The organism is Microbispora sp. NPDC004025, from assembly GCF_053604425.1.
Genome location: NZ_JBSGHN010000022.1, coordinates 37,793 through 52,131, shown reverse-complemented (window position 1 = coordinate 52,131; position 14,339 = coordinate 37,793). Strand labels below are relative to the sequence as shown.

The following is a 14,339-nucleotide window of genomic DNA, read 5'->3' as shown; positions in this document are numbered from 1 at the left end:
TCCCACGCCCGGACTCACGTCGTCGAAAGCGGAAGGGGCAGGATTCGAACCTGCGTGGGCTTGCACCCGACCGGGTCGCCCCGGTCCTCGTTGGGCCGCTTCGAGTACCCTTCCCTGTCCTGCGTCGCCGGGATCCCTCCCGGTCACAGGATGTTCGTCGCTCGCACCAAGGCCCACAGGGACCGTGGCGACAGTCCGCCGTCGAAGGCGAAATACTCGGGCAGGATCGCCGACGGACCCCACTTGAGCTTGTACTCCAGCTGGCTCTTCGCCGGGTAGACACGATCGCCGTGGTCCGCGACGAGCCGGATGATCCGCGCGCCCGCCCCGCTGGCCGTCGGCAGCTCGTGCTCCACGTCCAGGCCGGTGAAGGGCGTGAAGCCGAAGTGCAGCCAGGGCGTGCCCAGGGCGCGGAAGTGTTCGACGGCATGGAAGTTGATGGCCTCCATGACGCCGGGCGGGCAGTCGGGCAGGCGCCTGCTCAGGTCGTGCAGCCAGCCCGGGCGCGAGCCGTACACGGGAGCGAAGGAGACGTACGCGACGGGCGTGCCGCCGATCGTCCCGAGGAACAGCTTGCGCAGCGGCTGCCACTCCCCGCCGATCTCGCCGATCAGGAAGGTCAGCTCCTTGGTGTGGCGGCCCTTGTCGCGCAGCCAGCGTGCGTCGATCCCGGCGACGTCCTCGGCGTATCGGGTGGCGTCCACCTCCGCTATCTCGAGGCCTGCGCGCAGCGCGCGGGAAATCTTGTTGCGCAGCTTGAGGAACCGTTTCCCGCGCAGGTTGAAATCCGCCAGCTCCACGGCATAGGACGCGCCGACCTGATTCACGGTGAATCCCAGCTCGGCGAACAGATCCGCGTCCGCGCGCTGCAGCTGCACGCCGATGACACGGCGGCCGGCGGCGTGGGCGTGCTCGATGAACCTGGTCTCCAGCTCCTTCCTGGTCGCGGCGTCCGTGAACGGCCCGCCGAACTGCAGCCACCGGCGTCCGTGCGGCCGGTAGCACACGAAACCGTCGATACCGGGCCAGGCGAAGTACTCGTTGCCGCGGTTGAGGGCGAGGAACGCGCTCGGATTGTCCGCGTGCCGTTCGAGGCCGGACAGGATGTCGTCCCGGCTCTGCAACCGGGGCGAGTCGGGCGCCTTCATGCCTGCTCCCAACGATTCGGAGTTCGTCGGTCCCGACCATAGGGACCTCCTCTGACGCCGGGTCGACGCCGCGCCTCCGGTGATGTCAGGGCTGTGTCAGGGCCGGCTCCAATACTTGCGAAGCATGTCCTCGGCGGTGCGCTTCGAAAACGCGCCACCGGCTGTCAGAAACGCCTGGAACGCGGATTGCGGGGTCGTGGTGGCGGCGAACATCACCGAAACCCAACGAGTGCCTTCGTTGGGCAGCTTTGTTCGAGGTAAGGACGTCGAGAGCGGCAAATGGGTGTACAGCCTCCGGCCGCGCGCGGTTCTGGACGACTCGTTCGCCAGCCTGACGCTGAAACGCAGGCTGGAATCCGGCGTGATGTCCCTCGACGAGGCGCCGCCCGGCGTGATCGCCGGCCGCGTCGCGCTGGCGGAGGACGAGACCATCGAGGACGCGCTGGCCGCGGCGGCGGAGGCCACGAAGATCTGGCGATCGGCGCCGTTGTCCACGCGCCTCGACGCCTGGACCGGGCTGATCCGGCGCGTCCTGCTGGACAGGCGCGACGAGCTCATCCACATGCTGACCCTGGAGGGCCACCCGGTCGAGCTGGCGCGCTGGGAGCTGTCCGGGATGCTGGAGCTGACCAGGGCGGAGACCGTCGAGTTCCTGCGCGGCCAGATGTGGCAGGAGTTCACGGTCGACGGCCGCCGCAACATCGTCAGGCGCCAGGCCGACGGCGTGGTGTGCGTCAGCCCGCCCGCGAACGCGCCGCTGGTCAGCGCGCTGCTCGGCGCCGTGAGCATCGCGGGGGGCAACGCCGTCGTCGTCCGCGCGCCCCGGGCGGCGCCGTTCGCCGTCTCCCACGTCCTGCGTACCATGATCGCCCCGACCCTGGAGGAGCTCGGCGCCCCGCCAGGCACGCTCAACATCGTCTGCGGCAGCCCGGGGCGCATGCTCGACACCTGGATCGCCAGCCCGCACGTCAACGACATCATGTACTTCGGCGACACCCCCAGCGGGCTGAAGATCGAGCGCCGCTGCGTCGAGACGGGCAAGAAGCCGATCCTCGAACTGGCCGGCAACGACGTCGTGCTGATCTGGAAGGACGCCGACCTGGACGCGGCCGCGGCCGCGCTGACGGAGAGCTTCTACGGGTCCGGGCAGCTGTGCATGGTCCCTAACCAGGCGCTGGTCCACCCGGAGGTGGCCGACGAGCTGATCGGCCGGCTGGCGGCCAGGGCGGAGGCGCTGCGGCCCGGCTACCCCGAAGAGGACGGCGTGCTGCTGTCGCCGGTGCTGCGCCACGACCGGTTCGACGAGTTCCTCGCGGAGGCGGTCGAGGCCGGGGCCACCGTGGTCACCGGCGGGCAGGGCATGCAGATCGACGGCACCCCGGACGCCTCCGGGTTCTTCCTGCAGCCGACGGTGCTCCGGATCGACGGCCTGGGCGGTGCCCGCGATCTCAAGGCCGTGCGGGAGGAGACGTTCTTCCCGCTGCTGCCCGTCGTCGTGCCCGAGCCCGCGGACGACGAGATCCTGCTGGACACCTTCATCGGGTTCGTCAACTCCAACCGGTACGGCCTGCGCAACTCGCTGTGGGCCAGGGACGAATCCGTGATCGGCAGGTACGTGGCGGAGGTCGCCGGGGGCGGGCTGCTCAAGGTCAACGACTCGCACATCGCGTTCACCGCGCCCCTGCCGTCGCACGGCGGCACCGGGCTGACCGGCGGCGCCTTCGGCGAGGCCAACTATCCCGCCCTCCGGGCCACGCACCTGCAGGGCATTTCGATCGTCACCGGCGAGTCCGGGTCGGCGGCCTGAGAAGGGGCGGCTCCATGCGAACGATGGACGAAGCACGCGAGGTCTGCGAGCGGCACCTGCCGGGCCTGCATGCCAAGCTGGCGGCCGTTCCGCTGCTCGAGTTGGAGAAACCGGGCAACCCCGCGCTCGAGCTGTTCAAGGCGAGCGGCGGACCGGGGCTGGTGATCCCCAAGGCGTACGAGGGGCGCGGCGTCACGCCGATGGAGGCGATCCAGGTCACCCGCGCGATCGGCGCGGCGGCCCCCTCCCTGTCGGTGGCCTCGACGATGCACCACTTCTCGGTGGCGACCATCTTCGCCCTCGCCGAGAGCCTGCGCTCCAGCGGCGTCGAGTGGGCGCTGCTGGAGGGCATCGCCACCCAGAACCTGCTGGTGTCCTCGGCGTTCGCCGAAGGCAATCCCGGCCAGGGCATCCTGTCGCCCACCGTCACCGGCGTACGCAAGGAGGACGGGGTCGTCGTCAACGGGTCCAAGCGGCCCTGCAGCATGTCGCGCTCCATGGACCTGCTCTCGGCGAGCATCGCGGTGCCCGGCGAGGACGGCGGGTCGGAGGTCATGCTGATGCTCGTCCCCAAGGAGACGCCGGGGCTGTCGGTGCATCCGTTCTGGGGGAGCGACGTGCTGGCCGGCGCGGAGAGCGACGAGGTGCGGCTGACCGACGTGTACGTCGACAACCGCCTCCTCGTCCCCACCGAGGTCGGTGAGCGGGGCGAGCTGGACGAGCTGCAGACCATCGGCTTCATGTGGTTCGAGATGCTCATCACCTCCTGCTACCTGGGCATGGTCAGCGCGCTGGCCGAGCGGGCGCTGGCGGGCGGGAAGCTCGGCGCCGACCTTGCCGCTGAACTCGGCGTGCGGCTGGAGACGGCCACGCTCCTGCTGGAGCGGATCGCCGGGCAGCTCATGGCGCGTGAGAGCGACAACGCCGCCCTCGCCAAGGCGATGATCGCCCGGTACGGCGCGCAGGAGGCGATCCTGGACGCCGAGAAGCGGGCCGTCGAGGCGCTGGGCGGGATGGCGTTCATCTCCTCGCCGGAGGTCGCCTACCTCGCCGCGGCCGCTCATTGCGTCACCTTCCACCCGCCCTCGCGCTCCGGTACGCGCCGGCACCTGGCCGCGTACTTCCAGGGCGACGTCCTGCGCGTCTCGTGAGGGCCGGCCGATGCTCGAGAACCTTGTGACGTACGACGCCGGGATGAGCGACGAACAGGTGTCGGCCGTGTACCGGCGCACGATGAGCTCCGGCCGTGCCCGCCTCGCCGAGGTGCTGGGCGGGCAGGTGGAGGTGGAGTCGTCGGGCGCGTGGCTCACCACCAGCGACGGCCGGCGCCTGCTCAACGTCGGCGGATACGGTGTGCTCATCACCGGCGCCCGCCACCCGATCGTGGTGGCCGAGGTCGAGCGGCAGCTGCACAGGCACCCCGTCGGGACGAGGATCTTCCTCGACCCGGTGGCCGCCCGCGCCGCCGAGCTCCTGACCTCGGTGACCCCTCCCGGCCTGACCCGGGTGCACTTCTCCGGCTCGGGGGCCGAGGCGGTCGAGGCCGCCATCAAGATCGCGAGGCTCAACGGGCGGCGTCACCTCGTGGCGATGACCGGCGGCTATCACGGCAAGACGCTGGGCGCGCTGTCGGTGACCGCGAAAGACGCCTTCAGGGAGCCGTTCCGCCCGCTGCTGCCGGATGTGTCGCACGTGCCGTACGGCGACGTGCAGGCGCTCACCGCCGTCCTGCGGCGGCACCCGGGCGAGTGCTGCGTCATCGTCGAACCCGTCCAGGGTGAGGGCGGCGTGGTGATCCCGCCGGAGGGCTACCTCGGCGACGTGCGCGCGGTGTGCTCCGAGTACGGCGCGCTGCTGGTCGCCGACGAGGTGCAGACCGGCCTCGGCCGCCTGGGGGCGTGGTGGGGCGTCGACCTGGAACAGGTGCGCCCGGACATCCTGCTGTCGGGCAAGGCGCTCGGCGGCGGCGTCCTGCCGGTCGCCGCGACCATCGCCACCGAGGAGACCTTCGCGGTCCTCGACCGGGATCCGGTCCTGCACACCTCCACCTTCTCCGCGGCTCCGATCGCCATGGCCGCCGTGTGCGGCGCGATCCGGGCGATCCGCGAGGACGACCTGGTCGGGCGGGCCGCCCGGCTCGGCGAGCGGCTCACCCCCGAACTGCGGCGGATCACGGCGGCGGGCCTGGTCCACCAGCGGCACGAGGTGCGCGGCGTCGGCCTGCTCATCGGGATCGAGTTCGCCGACCCCGCGACGGCGATCGAACTCTTCATGGCACTGGTCGCCCACGACGTCGTGGCGAACGTGTCACTTAGCTCCGACCACGTCGTCCGGCTCACGCCGCCCGCGACGCTGGGCGAACCGGAGATCGCCTTCCTTCTGGAACGGTTCGAGCGGGCGGTCGCGCTGGTCGCCGAGCAGAACCCCGAGTACGAGGTGCATGCGGATGCGTAGTGTCGAACTCACCCTGAACTCGCCGGTGGACGCGGACTTCGCGTTCCAGCGGATCACCGAGTTCGAGCGATATCCCGACTTCGTGGACGAGGTGCGCTCGGTCGTCGTGCGGGACAACGACGGCGAGACGCTGGTCAGCGAGTGGGACATCCTGTTCCGCAACGGCCCGCTGCGCTGGTCGGAGGCCGACTACATCCAGCGCGGCGCCCGCCGCATCGTCTTCGAGCAGACCGCCGGTGACTTCGACGTGTTCCGCGGGACGTGGCAGGTCGTGCCCGCCGCGACGGGCTGCGCGATCACTTTCGAGGCCACGTTCGACTTCGGCATCCCGAGCCTGGCCGGAGTGCTGGAGCCGATCGCCGCCAAGGTGCTCAAGGAGGCGATCGCCACCATCGTGCACCGGCTGCTCGGAGAGGCGACCGTCGTCGGCGAGCCCGCGATCGCCGTGGCCGTACGCGCCCGGCTCGAACGTCAGCGCGCGGCCGTCGAATCGGCCTAGGCCCCGGGAGGATGGCATGGACCACGCGAACCGTTTCCAGAGCCTGGTCACCTACCGGCTGCTCCGCGCGGAGTACGCCGTCGCCCTCGTCGTGTGCTCGGTGCTGTTCCTCTGGCACATCCGCGAGGTGCGATGGCTGCCGGCCGTGGCGCTGTTCGCCTACATCGACGTGATCGGCTACATCCCGGGGGCGATCGCCTTCAGGCGGGCCCGCGGCCGCCCCATCTCCAAGGTCTACTACGTGCTCTACAACACGATGCACAGCATGGTGACCCAGGCCGTGGTGGTGGGGGTGTGGGCCGCCGTCGCCGGCTTCGAGTGGGCCCTGCTGGTGGTGCCGATCCACCTGTGCGGCGACCGCGCGCTCTTCGGCAACTTCCTCAAGTCCTTCAGCGTGCCGTTCGAACCCGCGGTGATCCCGCAGTTCGCGGAGTTCGACAGGCGCGTCTTCGGGCGGGACGACGCGGAGCTCGCCGTCCCCACGCGGATCTGACCGGTGAGGAACGCGATGTCTCAGAGTCTGGAACGCCCTCTCATCATCGGCGCGGGGCCGGGAGGTCTCGCGGTCGCCTGGACGCTGAAGGCGGCGGGACTCGACCCCCTCCTGCTCGACCGGGGCGAGGTCCCCTGCTCCACCTGGCACAGCTACTACCCCTCGATGCGGATGAACTCCTGGCGGCGGCTCAGCCACCTGCCGGGCAGGAAGCTGTCGGCCGAGTACGGCCCCTGGCCGATGCGGGACGACTTCCTCGCCTACATCAAGGCGTACGTCCGGGACCTGGATCCGGACATCCGGTTCGGAACCGAGGCGCGGCGGATCGACCGCGAGGACGGCCATTGGGTGGTGCGCACCTCCGGCGGCGACCTGACGACCGCGAACGTCGTGGTCGCCACCGGCCTGCACCGCACGCCGTACGTGCCGGACTGGCCCGGCCTGGACGAGTTCGAGGGCGAGTTCCTGCACGCCCGGGACTACCGGGTGCCCGAGCCCTACGTCGGCAAGGACGTCCTGGTGGTCGGCTGCGGGCCGACGGGGATCGACATCGCGGTGGCGGTGATGCGGGCCGGCGCGTCCCGGGTGCGCATGTCGATCCGGAACACCCCGGTGCTGTTCAAGCTCAGTCCGGTCACGTCGCTGCTGAGCCAGGCCATCAAACACGGGCCGCTGCCGGACTGGCTGGTCAACCGGGGCAGTCTGCTGATGCACCGGTGGCACTGGGGGGACCTCACGCCGTACGGCCTGGCCCCGCCCACAGAGGGGACCCTGGCGGGCACGGCCCGGATCGGGCACGCCTACGGCGCGATCGACCGCGGTCTGATCCCCGCCGTCCGGGAGGGGTCGATCGAGATCGTCCCGGGCGTCACCGGGTTCGACGGGAAGGCCGTGATGCTCGAGGGAGGCGCCGGCATCAAGCCGGACGTCGTCGTCGCCGCGACCGGCCAGCGGCCCGGCATCGACGGGCTGGTCGGGCACCTCGGCGTGCTGGAGAGGCCCGGCGGACGGCCGGCCGTGCACGGCGGCAGGTGCGCCCCGCACGCGCCGGGACTGTACTTCCAGGGGTTCCGGCTGCCGCCGGGGCAGCTGCCCGACATGGCCTTGGACGCACACGCGATCGCCGAGGCGATCACCGGGACCCGCCGGTTCAACCCCCTCCGGGTCCTGGGGATCGCATGGTGAGCGGGCGGCCGGACGGCCCGGCGAACGGTCTCGGACCGCACTGGGCCGGCGCCGGCTCCACCGGCCCGCGCCCCCGCCTGCACGGCCGGCACCGCTGTGACGTCGCCGTCGTCGGCGCCGGCCTGACCGGACTGTCCACGGCGGTGGAACTGCTGGAACTCGACCCGGACCGCCGGGTCGTCGTGATCGAGGCCGACCAGGTGGCGGCCGGCGCGAGCGGCCGGGGCACGGGGCTGCTGGGGCCGCGCATCGGCCCGGCTCTGACGGTCGCCCGCCGCCGCTACGGCGACGACGTGGCGCGGGCCGCCTACCACTGGTCGGTCGCCGCCGTCCGGCACGTCCTCGACCTGGTGGAGCGCCACCGGATCCCCTGCGACCTGACGCCGGGCGGTCAGCTCGTCGTCGCGTCCGGCGACGCGGCCGCCGAGGAGCAGGCGCGCCAGGCCGAGGCCGCCCGCGCCCTCGGCCTGGACATCCCGCTGGTCACCCGCGAGTCGCTGCCCAGGATCGGCGCGTCCTACGTCAGCGGGCTGCGGTACGCGCCCGCCGCGACCCTGGACCCGGCGGCGCTGACCGCGCACCTGGCGCGGATCGGCGAGCAGCGCGGACTGACCGTCTTCGAACGCAGCCCGGTCCGCGACGTGCGGCCCGGCCTGCTGATCACCGTCGTCACCGACCACGGCGAGGTCGTCGCCGACCACGTCGTCATCGCGACCAACGCGTACGGCGGCCCGGGAGCACCGGCGGGAGTCGTGGGCGTGCGGGTGCAGGCCGGGGTCACCGAGAAGCTGCCGGACGCGGTGCTCGCCGCGCTGTCGCCGCTCGCGGCCGAGCCGCTGATCGGGCACGGCGAGCTGTCGCCGTACTTCCGGCTCACCTCCGACGGGCGGCTCGTGGTGGGCGGAGGGGCGATCCGGCGCGGGCCGTACGGTTCGTCCGCGCCGTTCCCCGGGAAGCTCCGCGCGGCGGTACGGGAGCTGTCCCCGCTCATGGCCGAGGTGGAGCTCGAGTCGGTGTGGGCGGGACCGATCGGCGTGACGCGCGACGGCCTGCCGGTCGTCGGCCGCCATCCGCACGAACCGGAGCTGTACTACGCGGGCGGGTGCAACGGGCACGGGCTCGCGGCCTCGGTCTACCACGGCGCCCGGCTCGCGTCCTGGATCGCGCACGGCGACGAGCACGGCGACGCGCACGCCGCGCGTCGCCTGCCCTGGATCCGGGCGAAGGGCCCGTGGGTGCCCCGGGGGCGTCTCGTGGACCGCGCGCTGGACCGCTATCTGTCGCATCTCACCGCCGTGTCCGACGTGTCGTGAGGTCGCGTCCCCGCAGAGAGGAACACCGATGGACAGCCTGGGCAGCGACAACGCGACCGCCAACGAGCGGTTGATGTCGTCGGCGTCGATCGGCCGCGTGTCGGTCGACGCCTCGACGGAGGGGATGCCGCCGGGTCCGTCTCACCCGGTGCTCTGGCAGACCATCCGCTTCCGGCACGGCCGCCAGCACTACCTGCCGGAGATGCACGACCGGTTCGGGGACATCGTCACGCTGCGGGTCGTGCCCGGTGGCCCGTTCGTCATCCTGCGCGATCCCGAACACATCCGGGAGGTCTTCCGGGGCGCACCCGAGGTCTTCCACGCGGGCGAGGGCAACTCCCTCCTGGTGCCGATCGTCGGCCGCCACTCGGTGCTGACGCTGGACGCGCCGGAGCACAAGCCGGCCCGCAAGCGGATGATGCCGCCCTTCCATCACGAGCGGATCGCCACGATGGCCGAGGCGATGCGCGAGATGGCGACGGAGGAGGCGCTGAGCTGGCCGGTGGACCGGCCCTTCAGGTTCCTGGAGCGGGCCTACGCGCTCACCCTCAAGATCATGGTGCGGCTCGTGTTCGGCGTGGACGACCTGCGGCGCGCCGACGAGCTCGGCCGCGCGCTGCGCCGCGTGTCCGACATCCGCCTGTCCGACATCCTGGTCTGGATCCGGCCCGAGCTGGGCAAGGTGTGGCCGTGGCGCGACTACGTACGCAGTCTCGACCACACCGACGAGCTGATCCACGCCGAGATCGCCAGGCGGCGCCGGGATCCGTCGCGCGGCAGCCGTTCCGACGCCCTGTCCATGCTGCTTGAGGACGAGCCCGACGACGTGGTCGTACGCGACGAGGTGATGACGCTCCTGGTCGCCGGGCACGAGACGACGGCGGTCGCCCTCGCCTGGCTGTTCGAACGCCTGGTCCGCCACCCACGGGTGCTGGCGCGGGTGCGCGACGGGCTGGACGAGCCGAAGGACCCCTACCGCACCGCCGTCTTCAAGGAGGCGCTGCGGGTCCGGCCCGTGATCCACAATGTCGCGCGGCGCCTCACCGAGCCCATCGAACTGGCCGGTTACCGGCTGCCCGCCGGAGTCTCCGTGCTGCCGTCCGTCGGCGCCGTGCACATCGATCCCCGGCTGTGGGGTCCCGACGCGCGGAGCTTCCGCCCGGAGAGGTGGCTGGAGGGCAGCCCGCCGCAGAACGCCTGGATCCCCTTCGGCGGCGGCGTACGCCGTTGTCTCGGCGCGACGTTCGCCCAGGTGGAAGTGGAGAACGTGATGGCCGCGCTGCTGCGCGCGGTGGACCTGGAGACCGTCGACCCCGGTGACGAGGGCAGCGCGATGCGCCACATCACCATGATCCCCAAGCAGGGCGCGCGTCTTCGCGTCGTGCGCAGACGCGACTGACGCCGGAGCGTCGCGAAAGGTGTGAACATGAATCAGCAGGTGCGCGTCGCCGCGGTCGTCAACCCGGCGGCCGGCGGCGACGGCGAAGCCGCCGTCAACGCCATGAGGGAGGTGGGCACCGCCGACGTGGAGGTCTTCGCGACCACGGCGGCGGGCGACGCGGCCGGCATCGCCTACAAGCTGGCCGCCGCCGCCACTCCTCCGGACATCCTCGTCGCCGTTGGCGGTGACGGCACGGTCTCAGAGGTGGCCGCCGGCCTCTGCCAGGCCCGCGAGACGGGCGTCGCCGCGCTTCCCCCACTCCTGATCGCGCCGGCCGGAACCGGTAACTCCAGCTACCGGGGGCTGTGGAACGACCAGCCGTGGGAGAGCGTGGCCGGGTCGGCGCTGCGGGGAGAGGCCGTCAGCCGGACGATCGACCTGGCCAGGATCGAGCAGAACGACCACCTGGTGCTGCTGGGCTCGGGCAGCGGTCTGTTCGCCGAGACCCTGCTCGCGGCCAGGAGGATGGCGGGGAGGGGGCGGGAGCTGCTCATGGCGGCCGCCCTGGCCGCCATGGAGGGCTACGTGCCGTACCCGGGCCGGGTGACCGTCGACGGCGAGGTCGTCTACGAGGGGGACGTCATCGAGACGATCGTGGCCGGCTTCCGCTACCGGGGAGGCCTGCTGCACCTGGTCCCGGAGTCGATCGTGGACGACGGGAAGCTCGACATCACCGTCGTCACCGCCGCCGTGGACATGGACGAGTTCGGGCAGGCCGCGCTGTACGGCCGTGTCTACGACGTGCCGGGGGTGCGGTGGGGGCGCGGCGAACGGATCACCGTCGCGCGCCTGGACGGACAGCCCCTGCTGTACGAGCACGACGGGGAGCTCATGCCGCGGACCACCCCGTCCTACGACGTCCACGTCGTCCCGGCCGCACTGACCGTCCTCACCGCGGCCGACGCGCCGTCGTGGTTCAGTGAGAGGTGATCGCGTGGTCAGTGCGAGTTCCGTGCGGGGAAGCGCTCCGTCCCTGGGCGCCGAGCCGTTCCGCGACTACTGCCGCAAGCTGGCCGCCGGCGTCGCCGTGGTCACCTCGTGCGGCCCGTCCGGCTGGTCGGGGACGACCGTGAGCACCGTGACCAGCGTGTCGATGGACCCTCCGCTCCTGATGTGCTGCGTGCGCCCCTGCTCCCAGACCCTGGCCGCGATCCGCGCCGCCGGGTGCTTCGCGGTCCATCTGCTGACCGACGACCAGGCCGGCCTGGCCGACCGGTTCAGCCGGTCGCCCGGCGAGGGCTCGCGTTTCGCCGGGATCGAGGGCCAGGTGCAACTCGTCGACGGTAGCCCGGTGATCGCCGGCGCGCTCGCGGTCGGGTGGTGCGACCTGTACTCCCTGGACGAGATCGGCGACCACGTCGTGGTGTACGGGCGGCTCACGAACACGCGGGTCGGGCAGGGCCGTCCGCTGGTCTGGCACGAGCGCTCCTACCGGCACCTGGAGGTCGCGCCGCCCGACGCCGTGAACGGGAGGGGAGGCGGGTCATGACGACCACCCGGCCCGCCGCCGTCACCTCCGCAGAGCCCGCCGAGCCGCCCGCGAGCCTCACGGCGCGGCTCGCCGCCTGGGCGCACGCGGTGACGTACGAGGACATCCCCGCGGCCACGCTGGCGGCGGCCCGCAGCCAGCTCATCTCCAACCTGGCGGCCGTGCGCGCGTCGCTGCGCCACCCCGCCGGACGGGCGATCGTCGCGGCCTTCGGGCCGCCGCTGCAGGCCGACCCCGCCCGGTCGGCCTGCGTGCTGGCCGCCCTGGCCTCGGCGCTCGACTTCGACGAGGTCGCCTACGCGGGGCACGTCTCGACGGGAGGCGTGAACGTCGCGATCGCGCACGCCGGGCCGGAGCGGCTGGACGGGCGGACGCTGCTGGCCACGATCGTCACCGCCAACGAGTGCGCCGCGAGGATCACCGCGGCGACGATCCTCAGCCCGTTCTTCCGGGGCCAGACCAACACCCACTGCCACCTGGCCGGCGCGGCCGCCGCCCGCCTCCGCGCCCGCGACGCCGCTCCCGGTGAATGGGTCGCGGGGCTGGGGCTGGCGCTGGGAACCCTGCCCGTCCCCCTCCACCACGCGGTCGTGACCAGCGACGTCAAGGCGCTGTCGGCGGCGGCGGCCGTCCGCATGGCGCTCGACGGGTGCGACGGCGCGGCGCACGGCCTGACCGGGCCGGCCACGATCCTCGAACACCCGGAGGGCCTGCTGACGGCGCTGTCGGCCGTCCCGCTGCCGGAGATCGTGACCACCGGTCTCGGCCGCCGGTGGCACACCGACACCCTGACCTACAAGCGCTTCCCCGGCAGCGCCTACCTGCACGCCGCGTTCGACTGCGCCGAGCGGCTGCACGAGTGGCTGCAGGGGCGGCTCGGCGCCGTCGACGCCTCCCGGGTCCGCCGGGTGGTCGTCCACGGATCGCTGCTGACCTGGCAGATGGAGCAGAAGGTGGCCCGGGACCTCGACGGCCCCCGCACGAACGTCTCGGCCGCGACCCTGTCGGTCGGGTACGGCGTGGCCACACTGCTGTTGACCGGGGCGTTCGGGCCCGCGGACCTCACTCCCTCGGCCCTGGCCGACCCCGAGCGCTGGGCCCTGGCGGAGAAGGTCGTGGTCGAGCACGACATGGACCTGTCGATCCGGATGGCGCAGGCCACCTCGCCGCTGGGCGAGTCGCTGCGCCGGGCCGGAGACCGGGCGCTGGACTGGCCGGAGTTCGTGCGCTGGACCGGCGACGCCGCGCCGGCCCTGCTGGCCGCGCTGGGCGGCCCGGAGGAGACGTTCGAGCAGGCCACCATGGCGATCGGCGCCAGGGTCACCGTCGAACTGGCCGACGGCGCGGCCGCCACGGAGAGCCGCGACGCCTTCACCGGTTCCGCCGGCCCCGCGACGCGCCGTGACCACGGCGCCATCGTGGGCCGCAAGTTCCTGTCCACCGGCGGACCGCCTGACGTGCTGGCCGAGCTGGAACGCCTGGACGCCCTCGATCCCGACCAGGTCGTCGCGGTCCTGGCCCGCGCGGTGGAGGCTCCGCCGGAGCCCTGACGGCCTGGAGCCTTTACGGCCTGGCAGGAGCCCGGCTCGTCAGGGCTCCGAGCCGTGTCCTGGCCCGGCGCTCTGCCGGAGCCCGGACCAGACGCCGGTCAGGAAACGGCCGATGTCGTGCACCGACTCGGCGGCCGCCCTGACCAGGCCCGCCTGCGCCTGGGCGGCGTGCCACAGCCTGGCGTGCTCGACGTAGCGCACCTCGACCCCCGCCGCGCGCAGCGCGTCGGCGAGCGTACGGCACTGCGAATAGAGCAGTTCCCGCGTGTTGGTGTGCAGGTAGGTCGGGGGAAGCCCGGCAAGCGCTCCCAGCGCGGGCGCGTAGCGGTGGTCGGCGGGGTCGCCGTCGCCGAGGTAGGCGGCCGCGCAGGCGAAGGCCCACGTGCGGCTGACCACGAGATCCCGGCGCCGGTCGGCCTGGACGCCGGGGTTCGCCCAGGGGGAGACGAGGGCCAGCGCGGCCGGCCGCGCCGTTCCCCGGGCGGCCAGCACCTGGGCGGCTGCGAGGGCGAGGCCGCCGCCCGCGGAGTCGCCCGCCAGGGCGACCGAGTTCGTGACACGGGCCAGCGCGTCGAAGGCCGCGACCGTGTCGTCCAGCGCGGCCGGGCACGGATGCTCGGGCGCGAGGCGGTAGTCCAGGAGGTAGACGGGACGGCGGATCTCCCGGGCGAGGTGGGCGGCCAGCGACCTGTGCGTGGCGGGCGACCCCGTGGTGAAACCTCCGCCGTGGAGGTAGAGCACGGCCTCGGACGAGGGGGCGGCGCCGACGACGACCCGCTCGGCCGGACGGCCCCCCAGCCACGCTCTGGAGACCGTCGTGTTCGCCGGGAGGGGTTGCAGGCGCGCCACGGCGTTCAGCAGAGCGCGCTGGACCGGCCACGGCACCCGGTGGTGGAAGGTCAGGCGGTAGTAGGGCGCCAGCAGCGCGGACGCGAGCGGCAGCGGAAGCGTCGGCATCGC

13 protein-coding genes and 1 tRNA gene are annotated in these 14,339 nt (G+C 72.7%); 11 read left to right on the top strand and 3 right to left on the bottom strand.

Translation table 11 applies throughout. The features are described 5' to 3' along the window. Positions 1-29: 29 nt before the first annotated feature. Positions 30-114: transfer RNA gene (locus ACWEQG_RS36215), tRNA-Arg, on the bottom strand. A 29-nt stretch (positions 115-143) separates the two neighbouring features. Further along, positions 144-1,148: a bifunctional lysylphosphatidylglycerol flippase/synthetase MprF gene (locus tag ACWEQG_RS36210; protein WP_452291824.1), complete on the bottom strand. Its 1,005-nt coding sequence runs from the start codon at positions 1,146-1,148 to the stop codon at positions 144-146. Positions 1,149-1,386: 238 nt separating this feature from the next. Between ACWEQG_RS36210 and ACWEQG_RS36205 the strand changes: the two genes are divergently transcribed. The 11 genes from ACWEQG_RS36205 to ACWEQG_RS36155 are packed head-to-tail and all read left to right on the top strand — an operon-like array spanning position 1,387 to position 13,379. Next, positions 1,387-2,955: an aldehyde dehydrogenase family protein gene (locus ACWEQG_RS36205; protein WP_452291822.1), complete on the top strand. Its 1,569-nt coding sequence runs from the start codon at positions 1,387-1,389 to the stop codon at positions 2,953-2,955. Positions 2,956-2,969: 14 nt separating this feature from the next. After that, complete coding sequence (locus tag ACWEQG_RS36200) at positions 2,970-4,106, top strand: hypothetical protein (RefSeq protein ID WP_452291820.1); 1,137 nt, start codon at positions 2,970-2,972, stop codon at positions 4,104-4,106. A 10-nt stretch (positions 4,107-4,116) separates the two neighbouring features. Beyond that, positions 4,117-5,409 carry an aspartate aminotransferase family protein gene (locus ACWEQG_RS36195; protein ID WP_452291818.1) on the top strand — a complete coding sequence of 431 codons (1,293 nt, stop codon included), beginning with the start codon at positions 4,117-4,119 and terminating at the stop codon, positions 5,407-5,409. After that, positions 5,402-5,908 carry a type II toxin-antitoxin system RatA family toxin gene (locus tag ACWEQG_RS36190; RefSeq protein WP_452291816.1) on the top strand — a complete coding sequence of 169 codons (507 nt, stop codon included), beginning with the start codon at positions 5,402-5,404 and terminating at the stop codon, positions 5,906-5,908. The genes ACWEQG_RS36195 and ACWEQG_RS36190 overlap by 8 nt, the downstream gene beginning before the upstream one ends. Positions 5,909-5,924: 16 nt before the next feature. Next, positions 5,925-6,401 carry a hypothetical protein gene (locus ACWEQG_RS36185; RefSeq protein ID WP_363474124.1) on the top strand — a complete coding sequence of 159 codons (477 nt, stop codon included), beginning with the start codon at positions 5,925-5,927 and terminating at the stop codon, positions 6,399-6,401. Between the two features lie 15 nt (positions 6,402-6,416). Beyond that, positions 6,417-7,586: a flavin-containing monooxygenase gene (locus ACWEQG_RS36180; RefSeq protein ID WP_363474126.1), complete on the top strand. Its 1,170-nt coding sequence runs from the start codon at positions 6,417-6,419 to the stop codon at positions 7,584-7,586. Continuing rightward, entirely contained in the window at positions 7,580-8,899 is a 1,320-nt protein-coding gene (locus tag ACWEQG_RS36175; protein WP_452291814.1) for an FAD-dependent oxidoreductase, read from the top strand. Before ACWEQG_RS36180 ends, ACWEQG_RS36175 begins: the two co-directional genes overlap by 7 nt. A gap of 28 nt (positions 8,900-8,927) precedes the next feature. Beyond that, a complete protein-coding gene (locus tag ACWEQG_RS36170) occupies positions 8,928-10,298 on the top strand; it encodes a cytochrome P450 (RefSeq protein WP_452291812.1) in 1,371 nt (456 codons plus the stop codon). A 27-nt stretch (positions 10,299-10,325) separates the two neighbouring features. Further along, on the top strand, positions 10,326-11,270 hold the full coding sequence (locus tag ACWEQG_RS36165; RefSeq protein WP_363471917.1) for a diacylglycerol/lipid kinase family protein: 945 nt from the start codon (positions 10,326-10,328) through the stop codon (positions 11,268-11,270). Positions 11,271-11,274: 4 nt separating this feature from the next. Further along, entirely contained in the window at positions 11,275-11,829 is a 555-nt protein-coding gene (locus ACWEQG_RS36160) for a flavin reductase family protein (protein WP_452291810.1), read from the top strand. After that, positions 11,826-13,379: an MmgE/PrpD family protein gene (locus tag ACWEQG_RS36155; protein ID WP_452291808.1), complete on the top strand. Its 1,554-nt coding sequence runs from the start codon at positions 11,826-11,828 to the stop codon at positions 13,377-13,379. The genes ACWEQG_RS36160 and ACWEQG_RS36155 overlap by 4 nt, the downstream gene beginning before the upstream one ends. Before the next feature lie 39 nt (positions 13,380-13,418). Here ACWEQG_RS36155 and ACWEQG_RS36150 read toward each other — a convergent pair whose 3' ends face one another. Continuing rightward, positions 13,419-14,336 (bottom strand): alpha/beta hydrolase fold domain-containing protein, encoded by a 918-nt coding sequence (locus tag ACWEQG_RS36150; RefSeq protein ID WP_452291886.1) that lies wholly within the window; start codon positions 14,334-14,336, stop codon positions 13,419-13,421. Between the last annotated feature and the right edge of the window lie 3 nt (positions 14,337-14,339).

What these genes read in the sequence shown, in the direction of transcription:
- ACWEQG_RS36210 (WP_452291824.1), bottom strand. Translation starts at nt 1,148, where the DNA reads ATGAAGGCGCCCGACTCGCCCCGGTTGCAGAGCCGGGACGACATCCTG.
- ACWEQG_RS36200 (WP_452291820.1), top strand. Translation starts at nt 2,970, where the DNA reads ATGCGAACGATGGACGAAGCACGCGAGGTCTGCGAGCGGCACCTGCCG.
- ACWEQG_RS36195 (WP_452291818.1), top strand. Translation starts at nt 4,117, where the DNA reads ATGCTCGAGAACCTTGTGACGTACGACGCCGGGATGAGCGACGAACAG.
- ACWEQG_RS36190 (WP_452291816.1), top strand. Translation starts at nt 5,402, where the DNA reads ATGCGTAGTGTCGAACTCACCCTGAACTCGCCGGTGGACGCGGACTTC.
- ACWEQG_RS36185 (WP_363474124.1), top strand. Translation starts at nt 5,925, where the DNA reads ATGGACCACGCGAACCGTTTCCAGAGCCTGGTCACCTACCGGCTGCTC.
- ACWEQG_RS36180 (WP_363474126.1), top strand. Translation starts at nt 6,417, where the DNA reads ATGTCTCAGAGTCTGGAACGCCCTCTCATCATCGGCGCGGGGCCGGGA.
- ACWEQG_RS36175 (WP_452291814.1), top strand. Translation starts at nt 7,580, where the DNA reads ATGGTGAGCGGGCGGCCGGACGGCCCGGCGAACGGTCTCGGACCGCAC.
- ACWEQG_RS36170 (WP_452291812.1), top strand. Translation starts at nt 8,928, where the DNA reads ATGGACAGCCTGGGCAGCGACAACGCGACCGCCAACGAGCGGTTGATG.
- ACWEQG_RS36165 (WP_363471917.1), top strand. Translation starts at nt 10,326, where the DNA reads ATGAATCAGCAGGTGCGCGTCGCCGCGGTCGTCAACCCGGCGGCCGGC.
- ACWEQG_RS36155 (WP_452291808.1), top strand. Translation starts at nt 11,826, where the DNA reads ATGACGACCACCCGGCCCGCCGCCGTCACCTCCGCAGAGCCCGCCGAG.
- ACWEQG_RS36150 (WP_452291886.1), bottom strand. Translation starts at nt 14,336, where the DNA reads ATGCCGACGCTTCCGCTGCCGCTCGCGTCCGCGCTGCTGGCGCCCTAC.